This is a genomic window from Streptococcus pseudopneumoniae (assembly GCF_038148935.1).
Classification (GTDB): Bacteria; Bacillota; Bacilli; order Lactobacillales; family Streptococcaceae; genus Streptococcus; species Streptococcus pseudopneumoniae_U.
Genome location: NZ_JBBJZX010000012.1, coordinates 1 through 17,999, shown reverse-complemented (window position 1 = coordinate 17,999; position 17,999 = coordinate 1). Strand labels below are relative to the sequence as shown.

Below are 17,999 nucleotides of genomic sequence, written 5' to 3'. Positions count from 1 at the left end.
ATAAATTAAGGAAACGTCGGAAAAGGCGTAGTGATGCGAGAGCATAGGTAGGTCATTACAAAAGAAACGAGACATCGATATGTTAAATGAATTTCCAATTTTTGATTACGAAGATATTCAATTGATCCCAAATAAATGTGTCATTAAAAGTCGTGCAGAAGCGGACACAAGTGTCACTCTAGGAAATCACACTTTTAAACTACCTGTTGTGCCAGCTAATATGCAGACAATTTTGGATGAAAATGTAGCAGAGCAACTGGCAAAAGGTGGTTACTTCTACATTATGCACCGTTTTGATGAGGCAGGACGTATTCCTTTTATTAAGCGTATGCATGAGCAAGGGCTTATTGCTTCTATCTCTGTCGGTGTTAAGGACTATGAGTATGATTTTGTTAGCCAGCTCAAGGCTGATGCTCCTGAGTACATTACGATTGATATTGCCCATGGTCATGCGGATAGTGTGATTTCTATGATTCAACACATCAAGAAAGAATTGCCAGATACTTTTGTTATTGCTGGAAATGTGGGAACACCAGAAGCTGTGCGTGAACTTGAAAATGCTGGTGCGGATGCTACTAAGGTCGGAATTGGTCCTGGTAAGGTTTGTATCACCAAGGTTAAGACTGGTTTTGGTACAGGTGGTTGGCAGTTGGCTGCTTTACGCTGGTGTGCTAAGGCTGCACGTAAACCGATTATCGCTGATGGAGGGATTCGCACTCACGGTGATATTGCCAAGTCTATCCGTTTCGGTGCTAGCATGGTCATGATTGGTTCCCTCTTTGCAGGACACATAGAAAGTCCAGGGAAAACGATTGAAGTCGATGGCGAACAATTCAAAGAGTACTACGGTTCAGCTTCACAATATCAAAAAGGTGCTTACAAAAATGTGGAGGGCAAACGTATCTTGCTTCCTGCTAAAGGTCATCTGCAAGACACTTTAACTGAGATGGAACAAGACCTTCAAAGTGCTATTTCTTATGCAGGTGGACGTCAGGTTGCTGACCTTAAACACGTTGATTATGTGATTGTGAAAAACTCCATCTGGAATGGGGATGCTTCCCACTAAGACGGGCTATTTGACCAGAAAAAAACTTGTTATTAGAGCAAATTTTTGTTATAATAAAACAAGTTTCCACCCTTAGTGTAATGGATATCACGTAAGATTCCGGTTCTTGAGATGGGGGTTCGATTCCCTCAGGGTGGATGTAAACATCCTAAGAAAGCCTTTAGTAGGGCTTTTTTCTTTATTCTGTCCCAAGTTTAACTCAAAAACTGAAAATCTTATTTTAAAGAATTCCCAAATGCTCTCCAGTCCCGTTTTAGAGTGACTCAGGGGGCTTTTTTTGATATAATAAAAAGGACTGTTATCAGTTAGAAAGAGGTTGGTATGAAAGAATTACAAACTGTACTAAAGAACCATTTTGCAATCGAATTTGCAGACAAAAATTTACTGGAAACTGCCTTTACTCATACGAGTTATGCCAATGAGCACCGCCTCTTAAAAATTTCACACAATGAGCGCTTGGAATTTTTAGGAGACGCTGTTCTACAGTTATTGATTTCAGAATATCTATATAAAAAATATCCTAAAAAGCCTGAGGGTGACTTGTCCAAACTCCGTGCCATGATTGTCCGCGAGGAGAGTTTGGCTGGCTTTGCGCGTGATTGCCAGTTTGACCAGTTTATCAAGTTGGGTAAGGGGGAAGAAAAGTCTGGCGGTCGCAATCGTGACACCATTCTTGGTGATGCCTTTGAAGCCTTTCTTGGTGCCCTCCTTTTGGACAAGGATGTGGCCAAGGTCAAGGAATTTATCTATCAAGTCATGATTCCTAAGGTTGAAGCAGGCGAATTTGAGATGATTACAGACTACAAAACCCATCTCCAAGAGTTACTTCAGGTCAATGGGGATGTGGCTATTCGTTATCAGGTCATTTCTGAAACGGGTCCTGCCCACGATAAGGTCTTTGATGTAGAAGTTCTTGTAGAAGGTAAGAGCATTGGTCAAGGTCAAGGTCGTTCTAAGAAATTAGCAGAGCAGGAAGCTGCCAAAAATGCCGTTGAGAAAGGGCTGGATTCATGTATTTAAAGGAAATCGAAATTCAGGGATTCAAGTCTTTTGCTGATAAGACTAAGGTCGTCTTTGACCAAGGTGTGACGGCAGTCGTTGGACCCAATGGATCTGGAAAGTCCAATATTACAGAAAGTCTGCGTTGGGCCTTGGGGGAGTCAAGTGTTAAGAGTCTCCGGGGTGGCAAGATGCCGGATGTCATCTTTGCTGGAACAGAAAGTCGCAAACCGCTCAATTATGCTTCTGTAGTTGTGACTCTGAATAATAATGATGGATTTATCAAGGATGCGGGTCAAGAAATCAGAGTAGAACGCCATATCTATCGTAGTGGAGATAGCGAATACAAGATTGACGGCAAGAAAGTCCGTCTGCGTGATATTCATGACCTCTTCTTGGATACAGGTTTGGGACGAGATTCCTTCTCTATTATTTCCCAAGGGAAGGTTGAGGAGATTTTCAACTCCAAGCCTGAGGAACGCCGAGCTATTTTTGAAGAAGCTGCTGGAGTTTTGAAATACAAGACTCGTAGAAAAGAGACTGAGAGCAAATTGCAACAAACTCAGGATAATCTAGACCGCTTAGAGGACATTATCTACGAGTTGGATAATCAAATCAAACCTCTTGAGAAGCAAGCTGAGAATGCCCGTAAGTTTTTAGACTTGGAAGGTCAACGCAAGGCTATTTATTTAGACGTGCTGGTTGCTCAAATCAAGGAAAATAAGGCTGAACTAGAGTCGACAGAAGAAGAGTTGGCTCAGGTTCAGGAACTCTTGACTAGTTATTACCAAAAGCGGGAAAAATTAGAAGAAGAAAATCAAACTCTTAAAAAGCAACGCCAAGATTTACAGGCTGAAATGGCCAAAGACCAGGGCAGTTTGATGGATTTGACCAGTCTAATTAGTGACTTAGAGAGAAAATTAGCCCTATCGAAACTGGAATCTGAGCAAGTAGCCCTGAATCAACAGGAAGCACAAGCCCGTTTGGCTACTTTGGAAGATAAGAGAAATTCTCTTAGAAAAGAAAAAACTGATAAGGAAAGCTCTTTAGCACTTTTAGAGGAAAATCTAGTCCAAAATAATCAAAAACTCAATCGTTTAGAAGCTGAATTGCTAGCTTTTTCAGATGATCCTGATCAGATGATTGAGCTTTTGCGTGAACGCTTTGTGGCGCTTTTACAAGAAGAAGCTGATGTCTCAAACCAGCTGACCCGTATCGAAAACGAGTTGGAAAATAGTCGTCAGCTTTCTCAAAAACAAGCAGATCAACTACAAAAACTCAAAGAACAGCTGGCTACAGCTAAAGAGAAGGCTAGTCAGCAAAAAGACGAGCTTGAAACTGCCAAGGAGCATGTTCAGAAATTATTGGCAGACTACCAAGCTATTGCCCAGGACCAAGAGGAGCAGAAAACTTCCTATCAAGCTCAACAAAGTCAACTCTTTGACCGTCTGGATAGTCTCAAAAACAAGCAGGCCAGAGCTCAGAGTTTGGAAAATATTCTGAGAAATCATAGTAACTTTTATGCAGGTGTTAAGAGTGTTCTCCAAGAAAAAGTCCGCCTTGGTGGGATTATTGGTGCAGTCAGTGAGCACCTGACCTTTGATGTGCATTATCAAACTGCCTTAGAGATTGCGCTTGGAGCCAGCAGTCAGCATATCATCGTAGAAGATGAGAACGCGGCGACTAAGGCTATTGATTTCCTCAAGCGCAACAGAGCCGGTCGCGCAACCTTCCTTCCTTTGACGACTATCAAGGCGCGTATGATTTCTAGTCAGAACCAAGATGCTATCGCTGTAAGTCCAGGATTTCTGGGCATGGCAGATGAGTTAGTTACTTTCGATACTAGACTGGAAGCTATTTTCAAGAACTTGCTAGCTACGACGGCTATCTTTGATACAGTAGAACATGCGCGTGCAGCGGCTCGCCAGGTTCGTTATCAGGTTCGTATGGTGACATTGGACGGTACAGAGTTGCGCACAGGTGGCTCTTACGCAGGTGGAGCCAATCGCCAGAACAACAGTATTTTTATCAAGCCAGAACTGGAGCAATTGCAAAAAGAAATTGCTGAAGAAGAAGTAAGCTTGCGTTCTGAAGAAGCGAGTTTGAAGACCTTACAAGACCAGATGGCTAGATTGACCGAATCATTAGAAGCTATCAAATCTCAAGGAGAGCAGGCTCGTATTCAGGAGCAAGGCTTGTTCCTCGCTTATCAGCAGACCAGTCAGCAAGTTGAAGAGCTAGAAACTCTTTGGAAACTCCAAGAAGAGGAATTAAATCGTTTTACTGAGGGAGATTGGCAAGCAGATAAGGAAAAATGCCAAGAGCGCCTTGAAACAATCGCCAGTGATAAGCAAAATCTGGAAGCTGAGATTGAAGAGATTAAGTCTAACAAAAACGCCATCCAAGAACGCTATCAAAACTTGCAGGAAGAGCTAGCGCAAGCTCGCTTGCTTAAGACAGAACTGCAAGGTCAAAAACGTTATGAAGTGGCTGATATTGAGCGTTTAGGCAAGGAATTGGACAATTTAGATATCGAACAAGAGGAAATCCAGCGTCTTCTTCAAGAAAAGGTTGACAATCTGGAGAAGGTTGATACAGAATTGCTCAGTCAACAGGCTGAAGAAGCCAAAACTCAGAAAACAAACCTCCAACAAGGTTTGATTCGTAAGCAGTTTGAGTTGGATGATATTGAAGGTCAACTGGATGATATTGCTAGTCATTTGGACCAGGCTCGCCAACAGAATGAGGAGTGGATTCGCAAGCAAACGCGTGCTGAAGCCAAGAAAGAAAAGGTCAGCGAGCGCTTACGCCATTTACAAAGCCAATTAACAGACCAGTATCAGATTAGCTATACTGAAGCACTAGAAAAGGCACATGAATTGGAAAATCTCAATCTGGCAGAGCAAGAAGTTAAGGATTTGGAGAAGGCTATTCGTTCACTGGGTCCTGTCAATTTGGATGCTATTGAACAGTACGAAGAAGTTCACAGCCGTCTGGATTTCCTCAATAGCCAGCGAGATGACATTTTGTCAGCGAAAAACCTGCTCCTTGAGACCATTACAGAGATGAATGATGAGGTCAAGGAACGCTTTAAAACCACCTTTGAAGCTATTCGTGAGTCCTTTAAAGTGACCTTCAAACAGATGTTTGGTGGAGGTCAGGCGGACCTGATTTTGACTGAGGGCGACCTTTTAACAGCTGGTGTGGAGATTTCTGTTCAACCTCCAGGTAAGAAAATCCAGTCGCTTAATCTCATGAGTGGTGGGGAAAAAGCCTTATCAGCTCTTGCCTTGCTCTTCTCCATTATCCGTGTCAAGACCATTCCATTTGTTATCTTGGATGAGGTGGAAGCTGCGCTGGACGAAGCTAATGTTAAACGCTTTGGAGATTACCTCAATCGATTTGACAAGGATAGCCAGTTTATCGTCGTAACCCACCGTAAGGGAACCATGGCAGCGGCTGATTCTATCTATGGAGTGACCATGCAAGAATCAGGTGTCTCAAAAATTGTTTCGGTTAAGTTAAAAGATTTAGAAAGTATTGAAGGATGACAATTAAACTAGTAGCAACAGAAATCGGAATAAGTAAATTGATACAATAGCATATAAAGAAAGCCTTGAAATTTAGCTGATTTCAGGGCTTTTTAACTGTCTATTGCTATCAGGGTAAAATCATTAGAGATGTTGTGAGTTTATGGAGACACCCTTGATTTGTAAAATATTAAATAGTAGAGAATCATTTCATCTATTCTTTGTTTACCAGTTTATCGAAATGGCTAGTATAGTGTAATTTTAACTTGTCTTCTCCTAAAATATCAAGCACTTGTATGGCCTGTTTCATTTTTTCAATTCCGCTATCTGAATGACGTTTAAATTCAAAGTAACCAGTTGCATAGAGAAAAACTGTCTGTTCATAAAAGTTTAATTCATTATCTAATAATGCTTTTATCTCGGAGATTAGATAAGTACAGTTTGAAAATTCTTCTTTACCTATGCTCAGGATTAGACAATTGATGGCCAGTTGAGTGACAATTCGCTTATTTGTTTTATTCAATGAAGAGTAGATGTAATTGTTCAACATTTCCTTTGTTAATAGGAAGTAGGAGTTGTAGTTTATTGTTCGTACACAGTTACCTAATAAAGTGATTTCATAGTAACCCCATTTTTCAACTTTAAAGAGATAATCTGTCAATTGAAGTAATTCTTTATCTGATGGAATAATGCTGGAATCCATTGTATTTAGGATGGATTTTATCATTGTTTTCTCGAAAGAATTTAAAGTGTAATGTGATGAGTCAGAAAGTAGAGCAGCTATATTTTTGATGTTATGTGATGAATATTGCTTACGAATATATTGAACCAAATTAGCGAATAATTCAGTATTAGTATAATCTTCATTATGTAAAACAAGAAACTCATCTAAAGTAATGTGTAATTTGTCTAAAATATTGATAAGTCGAATACAAGATATCTCTGATTCCCCACGTTCGAATCTAGATATTTGAGATTTTGAAAGATGTTCATCTGCTACAGAGCATAGACTAATTTGTTTTCCTTTACGAACTTTTCTAAGTGTGATGCCAAGTTTTGATTTCATAATTTCCCATTTTCCCAACAAAAATTAAATCCGTTTTTATTTATTGTACAATAAATAAAAACGGAAAGGAAGTCCGAGTATGAAGAAAATTTCAAAATTTTTGCCGATTTTGGTTTTGGTGATGGATATTATCATAATTGTTGGTGGGTAAAATGCTTAAGTGTACACTTAAGTCTTTAGAGTATCTAAAGACTTAAGATTTTATAGATACATAGTATGAAATACAGAGATAAATTTACATAATATCAATTTATTTTAGGTACATTTTATAGAATAAAATACGGTATTTATAATTTGGAAGGTTTTAATTGAAAAAACAGAATTTATTTAAAATATCAAATAATGTACAAGAATATTCGAATGCTTTTAATACTATGGGTTTAAATTTTCAAGGAGAAAATCCTGTTTTTGTTGACCACAAAAGAGAAGATTTACTTCATAATATTAAGCGAATTAACAACGAATATTCCGAATGCTATAAAACAACGCTAATTTACCAATTTCTTTGCAGACGCCTATTTATCTTGGTAGAGAGGTGAATTATTCACAACCGAATCGATTTATGAAGGATACCAATCAAAATTCAGAAGTACATGTTACAATAGGGACAGTTGCTTTATGGTTATTCATAAACTTGTGATATGTTTTTTCCAGTGAGAGAAAATTATTACTGTGTGATAAAATCATGATTAATTGAAATTCTAGCTACGTATTGGTTTTTTTAATAATTATCCGTAAATTAAGAATAAATGAATTTGTAGCAACTTAAAGAAAGCATAATATTTGAGCTCCGGCAGTAGCTAACTGTACTAAATATCAAGTAAGGACTATCAATGTTAATAAACCCAAATTTTAAAATAGAGGATTTAGGAGAAAATCAGTTGTTTTTTATCAATAAAAATAAGGGTACGGGATACTATGTTGATAATATTAATTTAAGCAGGCTAAGAAAACTTGAAGAGCAAGGAATTTTTTTACAACCTTTGAAAAAAATTGGTTATTATATAGAAGAAAATATGAATATTCCCATTGCAAAATTAAGTTGGACTAATAACCTTTACCCTAATTGTAATTTATCCAGTAATACCGTTTTTTATTTGCTTATATCAATGTTTATGATTTTCCTTAGCGTTTTAGCATTAACAGTTATGAAATTTCCATTACCAGATATAAATAATCTCAAAATGGAGGGGATTGGGTATGTATATATATTAGGGATATTTTATACTGGTATATATTTGATACATGAAAACTTTCATATTATTGTAGCAAGGTTACAAGGGATTGAGGTAAAAAAAATAGGGTTTAAGTTTAAATATTACATTTTTCCAATTGCTTTTGTAAAAATTTTGCCAACAGGCAAGGATAGAGTTAGAGCTAATATCGCTTTAGCTGGAAATGTTGCAGATTTATTACTATTAATAATTTATTATTTTATTTGCTTGATATCAAAGAATGTTTATTTTTATTACGTACTTTTTTTTCAATTTGGTTTAGCATTTTGGAACTACAATATTTTATTGCCAACAGATTTTCATTTATTTTTAATATCATACTTTAAAAGACGTAATTTTAGAAGCAAAGCGCTTAATTACACAAAAGATTTCTTTTTCCATCCTTCGTTCGAAAAGATTACAAAGATAACTAAGACGAATGTCATATATCTATTATATGGTGGTGCTACAACATTTTTTTTTATTTATATCTATTTCAGTTTATTTTGGATGGCATATACATATATAATTAAAGGAGGGTGATGCTATTGTATTTTAAAAGAGAATCATTATTTAATAATAGTGATAAGGAAAAGCTTATAGATATTGACACTGACTATTTTAAAAAAATAAAAAAAATTGAAAACAAATTGGATTCCATAACAAATGAACTATTAACCGTTTTGAATGTTGAAATGCAATCATTTTATGAAATTAATAATAAGATTGCTTTGAAGAAGCTGATGAAGTTGAAGAGAAGTATAAAACAAAATAAGAAAATTAAGCAAAATTTTAGCTCATTTAAAGAGATTGATGCTTTAATCAGAAAAAGAGAAATTTATAAAGAAAAACTTGTTTCTTTAACGAATCAGCTAGAGGAAATTTTTCAAAAAAGAATAAATAATTATGATTTTTTTATGAATGATCCCTTATTTGTTAGAGCCTTAAATTACACGAATAGAGATTTTTTTGAAGAATTAAATAAAAATAAGAGAGAGAAGGCGACATTAAGCATAAGAAAAGAGAAAAGCTTGTATAACTATATTCAAAGAGCAACAGTTAAATGTAGCCCTCTATCTTATTTCGGTACAACTGTATTTGAGGGAGATGGTTTAGACAAAATTGACAGTTTTAATAATAATAATATTTACATTACAATATTATTATTTGCTCTATCTAATATACATAGTACAAAGTATAAATTAAGATATAGATTCGGTCCATTGATTGAGGATAGAGGTAAGATGTTTATTTTACATGAGAAATATTTTCTATCTAGTCAGCACAAACCATGGATATTAAAAAGGGAAGATAGAGCATACCATAACTCCTTAATACGGTTATTTAAAATTATGTTTAATAATAATGACTCAGTTTATGGTGAATATATTGAAGATATGTTAAAAGATAGTCCTTTTTTTGACTTTGATTTTTTAGTTTCATCTGAATTAATTTATATAGACTTTAATTATTATTTGAAGAATCCTCAAAATCTGCTAACCCTATTGTATAACGATAAAATGTTTAGTGATAAAAAAAATCTGCTTAATTATTTGAGAGGCGAAGTCAATCCTGATATGGAGCAGATGATAAAAAAAGAGTTTCATGAGGTACTTAATTTTATTGACAATAGATCAATAAAAAAAAGATTTAAAGATTTTATAACTCGCGTCCCCCTTATTTACCATAATTCTTATTCATTAGGTAATGTCGACAAAGAATTCAATATAGAAGTTGAATGTTTTAAGGATTTTATTGAGGAAAATACTTTATCAAAGCTCTACACAACTTGTATGGTTCAAGTATCAAGTAAGTTTGGAAATACAAATGTATTAGAACTGTTAAACTATATAAATGATCACTTTAAAGAACTAATTACTCACACAAAACCTAGTATTACCTATTCTGATGTAAAAAAAAGCCTATTAGTTTTTTTTCAAAAAACCAATGATGGGATGATTTTAGAAAATAATTTAAATATAGGAGTAGGGGTTCTTTCAAGAGAATTGTCATACTTGAAATCTTATAACTTTGATATTTTTCAAAAGTATCATGAGAATATTCAAAAGTTGTTCAATAATGAAGCGGAGGTGTATGAATTAGTGATAGATTCTGAAAGTTCAAATAACCTTCGTGAAAGTTTTTCTAATTTTCCGAAGCTTTATTGGCCATATGATATTAAATATTTAAGTTTTCATATTGATGATAATAGACTACAATTTTTATTTAAAGGTAAGCCTATTAATCTTATTTATACTGGTGCGGTTCCTTATCATTTATTTTTTGGAACTAAACGTTTATTGCTAGAAATTATCCACCCGTATAAAGTGAACTATGAAAGAATGAAAAAAAGTAATGATGAAAAGAGGAAGAAGAAGGTTTTATCTAGAAACTATTTTCAAAATATTAGTAATAAAACAAATTTTGAATTTTATCTATTTATTCATAATTTTTTTGAGGAGAATAAACTACCAAAAGAATTTTTTTTAACGGAAAAATCTTCTTTTAGGAATAACAAACCAGTTTGGTTTTCACTTGATTCTTCAAACTCTTTAACTATTTTAAAAACTATTCTAGATAAGAGGGATTACGACTTACATGTAGCTCTTCCCAATAGTTTTGAAAGTAAGACAACAGAATATGTAGCTTGGTTAATAGAAGGTTATTAGTATGTGGTACAGTTTTCATATTTATGGTATAGAAGCAATAAATTTTTTCAAAACTATTTCAAATGATAAATATAAATCAATAAAAAAATTTTTTATTTATTATATGGATGTGGAAGGATTTCATGTTCGTTTGAGAATCTTTTTAGAAAATAAAAATAAGAAAAATGTGATTTTCAATGATTTATCAAAAGATTTTAATGAGTACATTATTTTAGAAAAGTTATATGATCCTGAATACAATATTTTAGGAGAAAAGCTAGATACTTATGAGGAGTATTCTGCCATCTTGTCTAGAGATATTATTGAAAAAAAAATATATAAACCGTCTTTTAACTTTATTAAAATAGCGATTTTTAATTTTGTTTCTGAAATTTTAGCAGATGATACACTATATTTTTTAGAAAAATATATAGATTTTTGGAAAGGTTCTTTCTTTATAAGAAAATTTCACTCAGTTGTTTCAAATTTCAATGAAGATTGTGGAGATTTGGATTATTTTGAAATACTGAATCAATATTGGATTAAGGAAGCTGAGGCTATCCGGAATAATTTGGATTATGAAAGTATCAACAGATCATTACTATTTAAAATTTGTCATATGACTTTTAATAAATTAGGGTACACAATTGTTGATGAAGTAAATCTTTTTGAGGAAATTTTAAATGAACACCAGGGAGTAAAACATGGAAGGTATTAATATTCAACATAAAGAATTGATTTCACCTAGAGGAATTAAAGGTGATGTGAGACTATTTTTAAGTAGAGTGTCAACAAAAGGATATCCTGAGCTTCCTTCCTCTATGTCAGGGGCTGGAACAAGCCCATTTAATGATAAAGACAGAGGGATATTTCTTTCAGAGATGGAAGCTATTGAACGTATAGCGAATAGTATAAGTACCAGTCGTTGTCTTGTATCTGATGCAGAGTCTCTAGGTGATTTGGCAGCAGATATGGATGAATTTCCTACTATTTCAAAAATAAGCGAGCCAGCTTCCATTAATAATGAATTTAGCTCTAAGAAGTTATTGCGATGGGTACAATCTATTGAGATACAAAGTAAAAGTCGGAAATATATCCCATTAGAATTCGTTTGTTTATACACAAATCGCCTATTTAATGGGGAGGGCATTACCAATCCTATATCAACTGGTATGTCCGTACATGATACTTATACACTTGCTATTTTGAATGGAATTTATGAAGTGATTGAAAGGGATGCGATTGCTTTAACATGGTTATTGCAGTATCCTGGGAAAAGAATAACCAATAAGCCATATGGATTAGATTTTAATGTTTTTGATAATGAGTTTTTGGGAAATACAGAGTTATATGATGTCTCAACGATTGACGGAATATATACATTTTGCTTAAAAGCCAAGAGTTATCATAATCAAAATATTTCTACAGTGTTGATGTTTGCTACTCATATTAATCCGATGGAAGCATTAAAAAAACTAAAAAAGGAATTAATTTCAGTAATCTATAGTATGGTTGAATCTAGTAAATTTTTCCCAGATATTATTAATCAGAATTATAATGATTTTGTCTCTGTGGAGCAAGGTGGCTTATATATGGCTCATCAAAAAAATCAGGATTATTTTAACTTTTTTAATACAGCTCAAGAAATTGTTTTTGATGAAAAGTTCAATAATATATTTGAGAATGAGGGTGAAGAACTAAAATATATCAAAGGTCTGTTGAAAAATAGAAGTATTTATGTTACAGACTTAACAAATCGTGAATGTAGAGAGAGGGGCATAAAAGCTGTTAAAGTAAATATCCCATCTCTGCAACCGATTTCATTTGTTCATAGAAGTAGATTTTTATGTCATAAACGCATAAAAGAGTATTCAATAGAGAAGTTGGGTCATTATGAATTTGAAAAACTGAACTTAATGCCCCTACCCTTTTCGTAGTAGAAAGTGAGAGCAATCATTTATGAAAATTATCGTTTCGGGAATCAGTACTGTACTTAATGAATTTTATAATGAAGCACAGAAAGTGTTTACTAATCAAGGTGATACCGTTTTGTATGAAGCTTATAAAATTGAAAAAAACTATTATGATAGTGACATATTGTTTCTTGTTTTTGATGGTATGCCATTAAATTTTTTTGAAAATCAGAGTATTTATAGTACTGGGATTATCATTCCGATTTTTATAGACTCTAGTAAATTTTACGTAGGAGGAATATTAAAGCAGTCTTATCATAAAGGGGAAGTTTGTGGGAAATGTATGCTTGGTAGAATGAAAGAATTTATTGGTGTTAGTCCGATGTATGATTGTATTTTTTCTCAAACTAATTTCAATCCAGTAATGGTTAGAAAAATAACTATTTATAATTTTATGAGAAGTCTTTTCTCATATATTATAAAATCAAACAACAAATTATGTCAAAACATCTTAGTATATTCTTTTGATATGAATACTTTTTTTACAAGTTATCAGATAGGATATACCAAGTGTCCTAATTGTGATTTTAATGATTATAACCAAATTGATAAATTATTCGATGAAATGGAGTTCTTATGATAAGCTTTTTTAATGATCCTATGGTAAAGTTCCCCAAGTATCCGTTCTTGTTGCCAACTATTTCTATTTTTGAAGATTCAGGTTATATTTTTTATGGTTCTGTTGATGGGCCATTTAAACTTAATGGTAAGAAAACATATGAAGTTGTTTCAAAGATTATACCCTTAATCCGAAAGAAACATACTGTTTTTGAAATTATAGAAAAAACGTCTTTATCTGAAGATGTTGTATTAAAATTTCTACAGATTTTGTATATAAAATCATGTCTAGTAGATTATGTAGAGTATGAAAGGTTGAGTTTAAATGATAAAAATCTGCTGACTTCCTTGTCTCATCATAAGAATTATCGTTCCCTAGCTGATTATAAAGTCTCTTTAGAAAAAAGAAATATTTTTATTTCATCTCACTTTCAAAAACTTGTTTCCCGATTAGCTGCCCTGCTTACGGAGGTAGGCTTTAAGATTATAGATTCAGCCAATGAAATAGATAATGATACATTGATTTTATGTATTAACAATACTACAATTATTGAAAATTACTACCAAAATAATGAAGTGATTTATTTTGGTATTCAACGAGACTATTTACAAGTTGGTCCAGTTTTTTTTGATAAGGCAGTAAAACCGTCAATGTATATGCCAGACATTGATAGTAACAGTTTTATTAATGAATTGAATTGGTGTAGTCAAATAGCATCTATGGTTATTAGTTTTTTTATGGAATGTAGCCAAACAATTCCTGTAGATCGATTTTATATTATTGATGCTAATGGAGAACTAAGTAGTACTACGAAAATTCCTTATTTTAAGAATTTTACTGGTGTAAATAAAATTGTAGCTGAATATGAAGATTCTTGTAAATTTCTTGCAACTAAATATCTTAATAAAAATAATCATTTGGTTCACTATAAAGATTCTAATTTAAAGCTAACATTTAACAATAATACTTCAAGTTTTTGGGAGAAGTTGCCTGTTGAACAAAAATTTAAATCTTCTAACATTGATAACCTTATAAAGAGTATTACTGATTTTAAAGAAAATAGTAATAAAAAATTTAGTCCAACTGGTGGCGGTCTAAATTCAACATTGTTATATATCATAAATTATGATGATGATGAGCTGTATGGCAGAGGAATCTATTATTATTCAAATATAGATAAATCCTATTATAGAATTAACGATAAAGTGGACAATCCGAGTATGGAGGAAATTGTTCGACATGATTCGCATCAGTATAAGTGTATTATCGTACCTGTAAGTGATATATCTGTTATTGCATCTAAATACAATGAATTCGCTTTTAAAGTTGCAAACTTGAATCTTGGAGTAGCTCTATCTTATATTTTTGAAAAAGCAAGTTTAAGTAACGTTTTGGTAGATATTATATTTGAATTTGATGAAGAGCAATTGCTAAAATGTTTTTCAACGACTAATAATAGTGAAAGTATTGGATATGCAGTGGGGATAAAAAATGATTAAAAAAATTGTACAAGAAACTAGAGTTTCTCTTGATAAAAAAAGATTATTACAGTCATGCTTGTTTGAAGATAATTATGTAAATATTGGAGAACGATCTTTAAACTCAAGGGAATCTTTTAGAGAGTTTTCTAAGAATGTAGCTCCAAAATCTACTTTAGAAGATCTAATGGATTATTATGAACATTTCAAACAAAACCTTTCTCTATTTTCTTTGAGTGAAGATGATGTAAGCTTTTGTTTCGTAGATAATAAATCAATGATTTCTAGAGAGAAAAAAATTTATAAAATTATTAATAATAATGTTGAAGAAATTATATCAGAAAGTTTGATTACTAAAGATTCGCTATATATACAAGAAGAAATGCACAATGCAACGGTTGTTATCTTTTTCTTGTGGAATACTCAAAATTTGGAAAACGTTGATACAGTTTTTTACAAGGATATTCTCTTTATCAGCGGATTTCTTGGACATCAGTTATCAATTTTAGCTACTCGAAAAGAAACTAGAGGAACAGTTTTTGCGGGAATTACACTTGTTGAATTTTATGGTCTGACTAAGAATTCTTTGAATACCCAAATGCCAGTTTTCGCGTTTGCAGTAGAATAGGGGATAAAAATGGAAAAATTAGTTATATCTAATGTTGTTAAAACATACAAAGACACAGTTGCTTTAAGGGATGTGAATCTAGAATTGGAAAAAGGTAAGAGGTATTTTTTACTTGGAAAAAACGGATCAGGAAAATCTACTTTAATTGATTGTATCGCAGGGCATATAAGCTATACGGGCAGTATTACTTATAATAAAAAGGTTCAATTTTATAGAGAAATAGCTTATCAACCTCAGCATTTTAATATACTAGAAAATTTGAAAGTGTCAGAAGTAATCAATTTTTTTAAATCTTCGGTCTCGTCGTATCGGTTTGATCAGGAGCTCTATAATTTTCTTGAGATTGCTAATATTTTAAAGAAAAAGGTGAAATCTTTATCAGGTGGACAGCGTAAATCCCTATCAATATTCATTTCATTAGTAATGAATAAGAAAATTGTAATTTTGGATGAACCATTTTCAGAGTTGGATTTTGAAAAGAAAAAAGAACTCAATCAGTACTTATCCCAAAATTATCTTGATAAATTATTCATTGTTATTAGTCATGAATTAGAGGATATGCAGTTATTCACGAGTGATTTGATAATTTTAGATAATGGTAATGTCAAGTGTTGTGGAGACTATAATAATCTGTTTTCTAACTATAAAGTGAATACCATAGAAGATTTATATTTGGCAGTTACTGGGAAGACAATATATGAAAAGAGGATTTAAATATTGAAAAAAATATTACGGATGATTAAGTTTAGTTTTTTAGAAAATATGAGAAATTATGGAATCATTATCGGTTCAATTATTCCATCTACTGTATTTTTAATTATTGGTCTAGCAATTAAAAATATATTAAATAACACAGATATTATAAGTTTGTTACTCTATGGGCAATTTTTACCTATGAGTTTGATGCTACTCGTTTTATCATTCTCTTTCACTTTAAACATTAGTAGTTTTACAGAAAAAAGACAAACAGATTTTTTTAATTTTTTATCACATACTGATGTTAGTAATCTAGAATTTTATATTGGTACTTTTGTAGCTATGCTCTTGTTGTTTAATGTATTCCAATTACCTCTTTTACTTTTGTTTTTATCAATAGTGAAAAATATGTATACTCACATTATCCATCTTAGTATTGCTTCAAATATTATTTTTATAGTGATGTATCCATTAGGAATATTAATTTCCTTATTTATTAAGAATATGTCTAAAGTTAATGCAATCATGACACCTGTAAATTTGATATTGATGTTTTCAATCTCAATGCCAACTTTATTCGCTAGTTTATTAGGAAAGGAAGTCACGATATTTTACACGTATCTTTTTTGGAATCCTCTGATAATTTTGAATGATTTTATTTTATTTGAAATGAATATAAGTGAAAAAATGTGGTTATCCAAAGAACTCTCTCTCTTTTTATTGTTTATCTTGTTTTTTGTATTCACTTTAGCGGCTTATTGTTTGGAAAAAAGAAGAATTCAGGAAATTTGAAAATATCTCCTATTAAAAAATAACTTATCTTACGACATAAATGTCCCCCGGTACTAGCAGGTTAAAATAGAATTTAACCTGCTAGTACCGGGGGAGATTAAAAATACGTAAATTGTAATTGAGAGCGGTGATAATCTTATGCAACAGTTAATGTATTTTTAAATTATAAAGAGAGGAGGAATAGAATAATGGAACATATTCTTGAAGAAATAAATCCATTTATTACTGAAGAACTTTTTTTGGAAGAACAGTTAGAAATGGATAATATGGCAGCTTCATGGGGCACTGTTAGCTCAGTAAGTTCAGGTTCTTGTCCAGCATCAACGGTTGCTTCAGCTTCTTCAGCTTCTAGTATTGGGTAATAACGACATCAGTAAAATATTTTAGAAAAGGATAAAAATGGAAAATATTATTGATATTGAATTAGTAAGTTCAACGGACCTTTTTGTAGAGGAACAGTTGGAAATGGATAATATGGCTGGAACATGGGGTTCTGCTTCAACATTTTCCTCTGCATCGACTTTTGGAGGTTGTGCAGCTACTGCTTCAAGCGGAGGCAGTGCATCGTCCTTCGGTTAGTTTGCATAATTTATCATAGAAAAAGGGTATTCAAAATGGAAAATATTTATAACACTACTATCTCTACTATTAATCCCAGTGTTATGGAAGATGTTTATATAGAAGAGCAATTTGATGAAGCGGAGCTAGCAGGTTTCACTTCTGCGGGTTCATTTGCGACTGGAGGTAGCTTAGCATGTGCTGGTAGTTGCGGTAGCTCTATATCATCTGCTTCCTCAGTATCTAGTGCAGGTGACTAATCTATTATGAAAAAAACATTTAGAACCCTAACGAGTGGGTTTGGAAATACAGATGATGTTATTCGACTAAGGCTTGACATAACTTCCTCTAAGGGGTTTATAAAAAAGGGGGTTGAAGTAAAAGCTATTGTTGATGATCAAACTGGAGAAGTTAGATTATTTGTGGATCCAGACATGCTTAGGTAGCAATAACTAAATAAATATCTCCCCCTGGTTTGGCTACTTGAAGATATTGCTTTGGTTTCTCTAATTATTTAATAGCTTTATTAAATAATTTTGTTGTTAAACTGTAAATTCAACTTTGAGGCTGGGCAAAAACTCAACTTCAGGAGAAAATGAAGTAAATCTTTCCACAGTAAAATGCATAGTATCAAGGTTTTGAACTGCACCCCAAAAGTTAGACAGAAAAAATCTAACTTTTGAGGTGTTTTTATTATGAAATTAACTTATGATGATAAAGTTCAGATCTATGAACTTAGAAAACAAGGATATAGCATAGAGAAGCTTTCAAATAAATTTGGGATAAATAATT

Annotated in this window: 18 protein-coding genes, 1 tRNA gene and 1 pseudogene; 19 read left to right on the top strand and 1 reads right to left on the bottom strand. The window is 32.8% G+C overall.

Features of this window, described 5'->3' with window-relative positions; all coding sequences use genetic code 11:
- Positions 1-79: 79 nt before the first annotated feature.
- The 4 genes from WKI42_RS02540 to smc all read left to right on the top strand — a co-directional run bounded on the left by WKI42_RS02540 (position 80) and on the right by smc (position 5,616).
- Positions 80-1,066: a GMP reductase gene (locus WKI42_RS02540; RefSeq protein WP_000931175.1), complete on the top strand. Its 987-nt coding sequence runs from the start codon at positions 80-82 to the stop codon at positions 1,064-1,066.
- A gap of 66 nt (positions 1,067-1,132) precedes the next feature.
- Positions 1,133-1,204 (top strand) — tRNA-Arg (locus tag WKI42_RS02535).
- A 183-nt stretch (positions 1,205-1,387) separates the two neighbouring features.
- A complete protein-coding gene (rnc, locus tag WKI42_RS02530) occupies positions 1,388-2,086 on the top strand; it encodes a ribonuclease III (RefSeq protein ID WP_000661487.1) in 699 nt (232 codons plus the stop codon).
- Complete coding sequence (gene smc / locus WKI42_RS02525; protein WP_368081090.1) at positions 2,077-5,616, top strand: chromosome segregation protein SMC; 3,540 nt, start codon at positions 2,077-2,079, stop codon at positions 5,614-5,616. The genes rnc and smc overlap by 10 nt, the downstream gene beginning before the upstream one ends.
- Positions 5,617-5,809: 193 nt before the next feature.
- On the opposite strand, the gene WKI42_RS02520 is transcribed toward smc, so the two are convergent.
- Entirely contained in the window at positions 5,810-6,661 is an 852-nt protein-coding gene (locus WKI42_RS02520) for an Rgg family transcriptional regulator (protein WP_368081089.1), read from the bottom strand.
- A gap of 79 nt (positions 6,662-6,740) precedes the next feature.
- Between WKI42_RS02520 and shp3 the strand changes: the two genes are divergently transcribed.
- The 15 genes and pseudogenes from shp3 to WKI42_RS02445 all read left to right on the top strand — a co-directional run.
- On the top strand, positions 6,741-6,812 hold the full coding sequence (gene shp3, locus WKI42_RS02515; RefSeq protein WP_001812431.1) for a peptide pheromone SHP3: 72 nt from the start codon (positions 6,741-6,743) through the stop codon (positions 6,810-6,812).
- 682 nt (positions 6,813-7,494) lie between these two features.
- Positions 7,495-8,418 carry a site-2 protease family protein gene (locus tag WKI42_RS02510; protein ID WP_101514503.1) on the top strand — a complete coding sequence of 308 codons (924 nt, stop codon included), beginning with the start codon at positions 7,495-7,497 and terminating at the stop codon, positions 8,416-8,418.
- A gap of 5 nt (positions 8,419-8,423) precedes the next feature.
- Positions 8,424-10,544: a hypothetical protein gene (locus tag WKI42_RS02505; protein ID WP_368081088.1), complete on the top strand. Its 2,121-nt coding sequence runs from the start codon at positions 8,424-8,426 to the stop codon at positions 10,542-10,544.
- Position 10,545: 1 nt separating this feature from the next.
- Positions 10,546-11,241: a lantibiotic dehydratase C-terminal domain-containing protein gene (locus WKI42_RS02500; RefSeq protein ID WP_166730883.1), complete on the top strand. Its 696-nt coding sequence runs from the start codon at positions 10,546-10,548 to the stop codon at positions 11,239-11,241.
- Positions 11,228-12,460, top strand: a complete 1,233-nt coding sequence (locus WKI42_RS02495; RefSeq protein ID WP_101514494.1) for a YcaO-like family protein — start codon at positions 11,228-11,230, stop codon at positions 12,458-12,460. Before WKI42_RS02500 ends, WKI42_RS02495 begins: the two co-directional genes overlap by 14 nt.
- 22 nt (positions 12,461-12,482) lie before the next feature.
- Positions 12,483-13,076 carry a hypothetical protein gene (locus WKI42_RS02490; RefSeq protein WP_075567433.1) on the top strand — a complete coding sequence of 198 codons (594 nt, stop codon included), beginning with the start codon at positions 12,483-12,485 and terminating at the stop codon, positions 13,074-13,076.
- The gene (locus WKI42_RS02485) at positions 13,073-14,554 is read left to right on the top strand and encodes a hypothetical protein (RefSeq protein WP_368081087.1); all 1,482 of its coding nucleotides are present in this window, start codon (positions 13,073-13,075) and stop codon (positions 14,552-14,554) included. The genes WKI42_RS02490 and WKI42_RS02485 overlap by 4 nt, the downstream gene beginning before the upstream one ends.
- Positions 14,547-15,161 (top strand): hypothetical protein, encoded by a 615-nt coding sequence (locus WKI42_RS02480; RefSeq protein ID WP_166730882.1) that lies wholly within the window; start codon positions 14,547-14,549, stop codon positions 15,159-15,161. The genes WKI42_RS02485 and WKI42_RS02480 overlap by 8 nt, the downstream gene beginning before the upstream one ends.
- A gap of 9 nt (positions 15,162-15,170) precedes the next feature.
- Positions 15,171-15,875, top strand: a complete 705-nt coding sequence (locus WKI42_RS02475) for an ATP-binding cassette domain-containing protein (protein WP_176139607.1) — start codon at positions 15,171-15,173, stop codon at positions 15,873-15,875.
- 3 nt (positions 15,876-15,878) lie between these two features.
- Positions 15,879-16,649 (top strand): hypothetical protein, encoded by a 771-nt coding sequence (locus tag WKI42_RS02470; RefSeq protein WP_166730881.1) that lies wholly within the window; start codon positions 15,879-15,881, stop codon positions 16,647-16,649.
- A gap of 188 nt (positions 16,650-16,837) precedes the next feature.
- Positions 16,838-17,011, top strand: a complete 174-nt coding sequence (locus WKI42_RS02465; RefSeq protein ID WP_123056196.1) for a thiocillin family RiPP — start codon at positions 16,838-16,840, stop codon at positions 17,009-17,011.
- Between the two features lie 37 nt (positions 17,012-17,048).
- Positions 17,049-17,228: a thiocillin family RiPP gene (locus tag WKI42_RS02460; protein ID WP_050242766.1), complete on the top strand. Its 180-nt coding sequence runs from the start codon at positions 17,049-17,051 to the stop codon at positions 17,226-17,228.
- Between the two features lie 35 nt (positions 17,229-17,263).
- Positions 17,264-17,467, top strand: a complete 204-nt coding sequence (locus WKI42_RS02455; RefSeq protein WP_176139611.1) for a thiocillin family RiPP — start codon at positions 17,264-17,266, stop codon at positions 17,465-17,467.
- 6 nt (positions 17,468-17,473) lie between these two features.
- Positions 17,474-17,653 (top strand): hypothetical protein, encoded by a 180-nt coding sequence (locus WKI42_RS02450; RefSeq protein WP_049511729.1) that lies wholly within the window; start codon positions 17,474-17,476, stop codon positions 17,651-17,653.
- Between the two features lie 249 nt (positions 17,654-17,902).
- Positions 17,903-17,999 (top strand): annotated as a pseudogene (locus WKI42_RS02445) (transposase); the annotation flags it as partial.

Bases quoted from the DNA above. Each gene is read 5' to 3' on its own strand.
- WKI42_RS02540 (WP_000931175.1), top strand. From the start codon at position 80: ATGTTAAATGAATTTCCAATTTTTGATTACGAAGATATTCAATTGATC.
- rnc (WP_000661487.1), top strand. From the start codon at position 1,388: ATGAAAGAATTACAAACTGTACTAAAGAACCATTTTGCAATCGAATTT.
- smc (WP_368081090.1), top strand. From the start codon at position 2,077: ATGTATTTAAAGGAAATCGAAATTCAGGGATTCAAGTCTTTTGCTGAT.
- WKI42_RS02520 (WP_368081089.1), bottom strand. From the start codon at position 6,661: ATGAAATCAAAACTTGGCATCACACTTAGAAAAGTTCGTAAAGGAAAA.
- WKI42_RS02510 (WP_101514503.1), top strand. From the start codon at position 7,495: ATGTTAATAAACCCAAATTTTAAAATAGAGGATTTAGGAGAAAATCAG.
- WKI42_RS02500 (WP_166730883.1), top strand. From the start codon at position 10,546: ATGTGGTACAGTTTTCATATTTATGGTATAGAAGCAATAAATTTTTTC.
- WKI42_RS02495 (WP_101514494.1), top strand. From the start codon at position 11,228: ATGGAAGGTATTAATATTCAACATAAAGAATTGATTTCACCTAGAGGA.
- WKI42_RS02490 (WP_075567433.1), top strand. From the start codon at position 12,483: ATGAAAATTATCGTTTCGGGAATCAGTACTGTACTTAATGAATTTTAT.
- WKI42_RS02485 (WP_368081087.1), top strand. From the start codon at position 13,073: ATGATAAGCTTTTTTAATGATCCTATGGTAAAGTTCCCCAAGTATCCG.
- WKI42_RS02480 (WP_166730882.1), top strand. From the start codon at position 14,547: ATGATTAAAAAAATTGTACAAGAAACTAGAGTTTCTCTTGATAAAAAA.
- WKI42_RS02475 (WP_176139607.1), top strand. From the start codon at position 15,171: ATGGAAAAATTAGTTATATCTAATGTTGTTAAAACATACAAAGACACA.
- WKI42_RS02465 (WP_123056196.1), top strand. From the start codon at position 16,838: ATGGAACATATTCTTGAAGAAATAAATCCATTTATTACTGAAGAACTT.
- WKI42_RS02460 (WP_050242766.1), top strand. From the start codon at position 17,049: ATGGAAAATATTATTGATATTGAATTAGTAAGTTCAACGGACCTTTTT.
- WKI42_RS02455 (WP_176139611.1), top strand. From the start codon at position 17,264: ATGGAAAATATTTATAACACTACTATCTCTACTATTAATCCCAGTGTT.
- WKI42_RS02450 (WP_049511729.1), top strand. From the start codon at position 17,474: ATGAAAAAAACATTTAGAACCCTAACGAGTGGGTTTGGAAATACAGAT.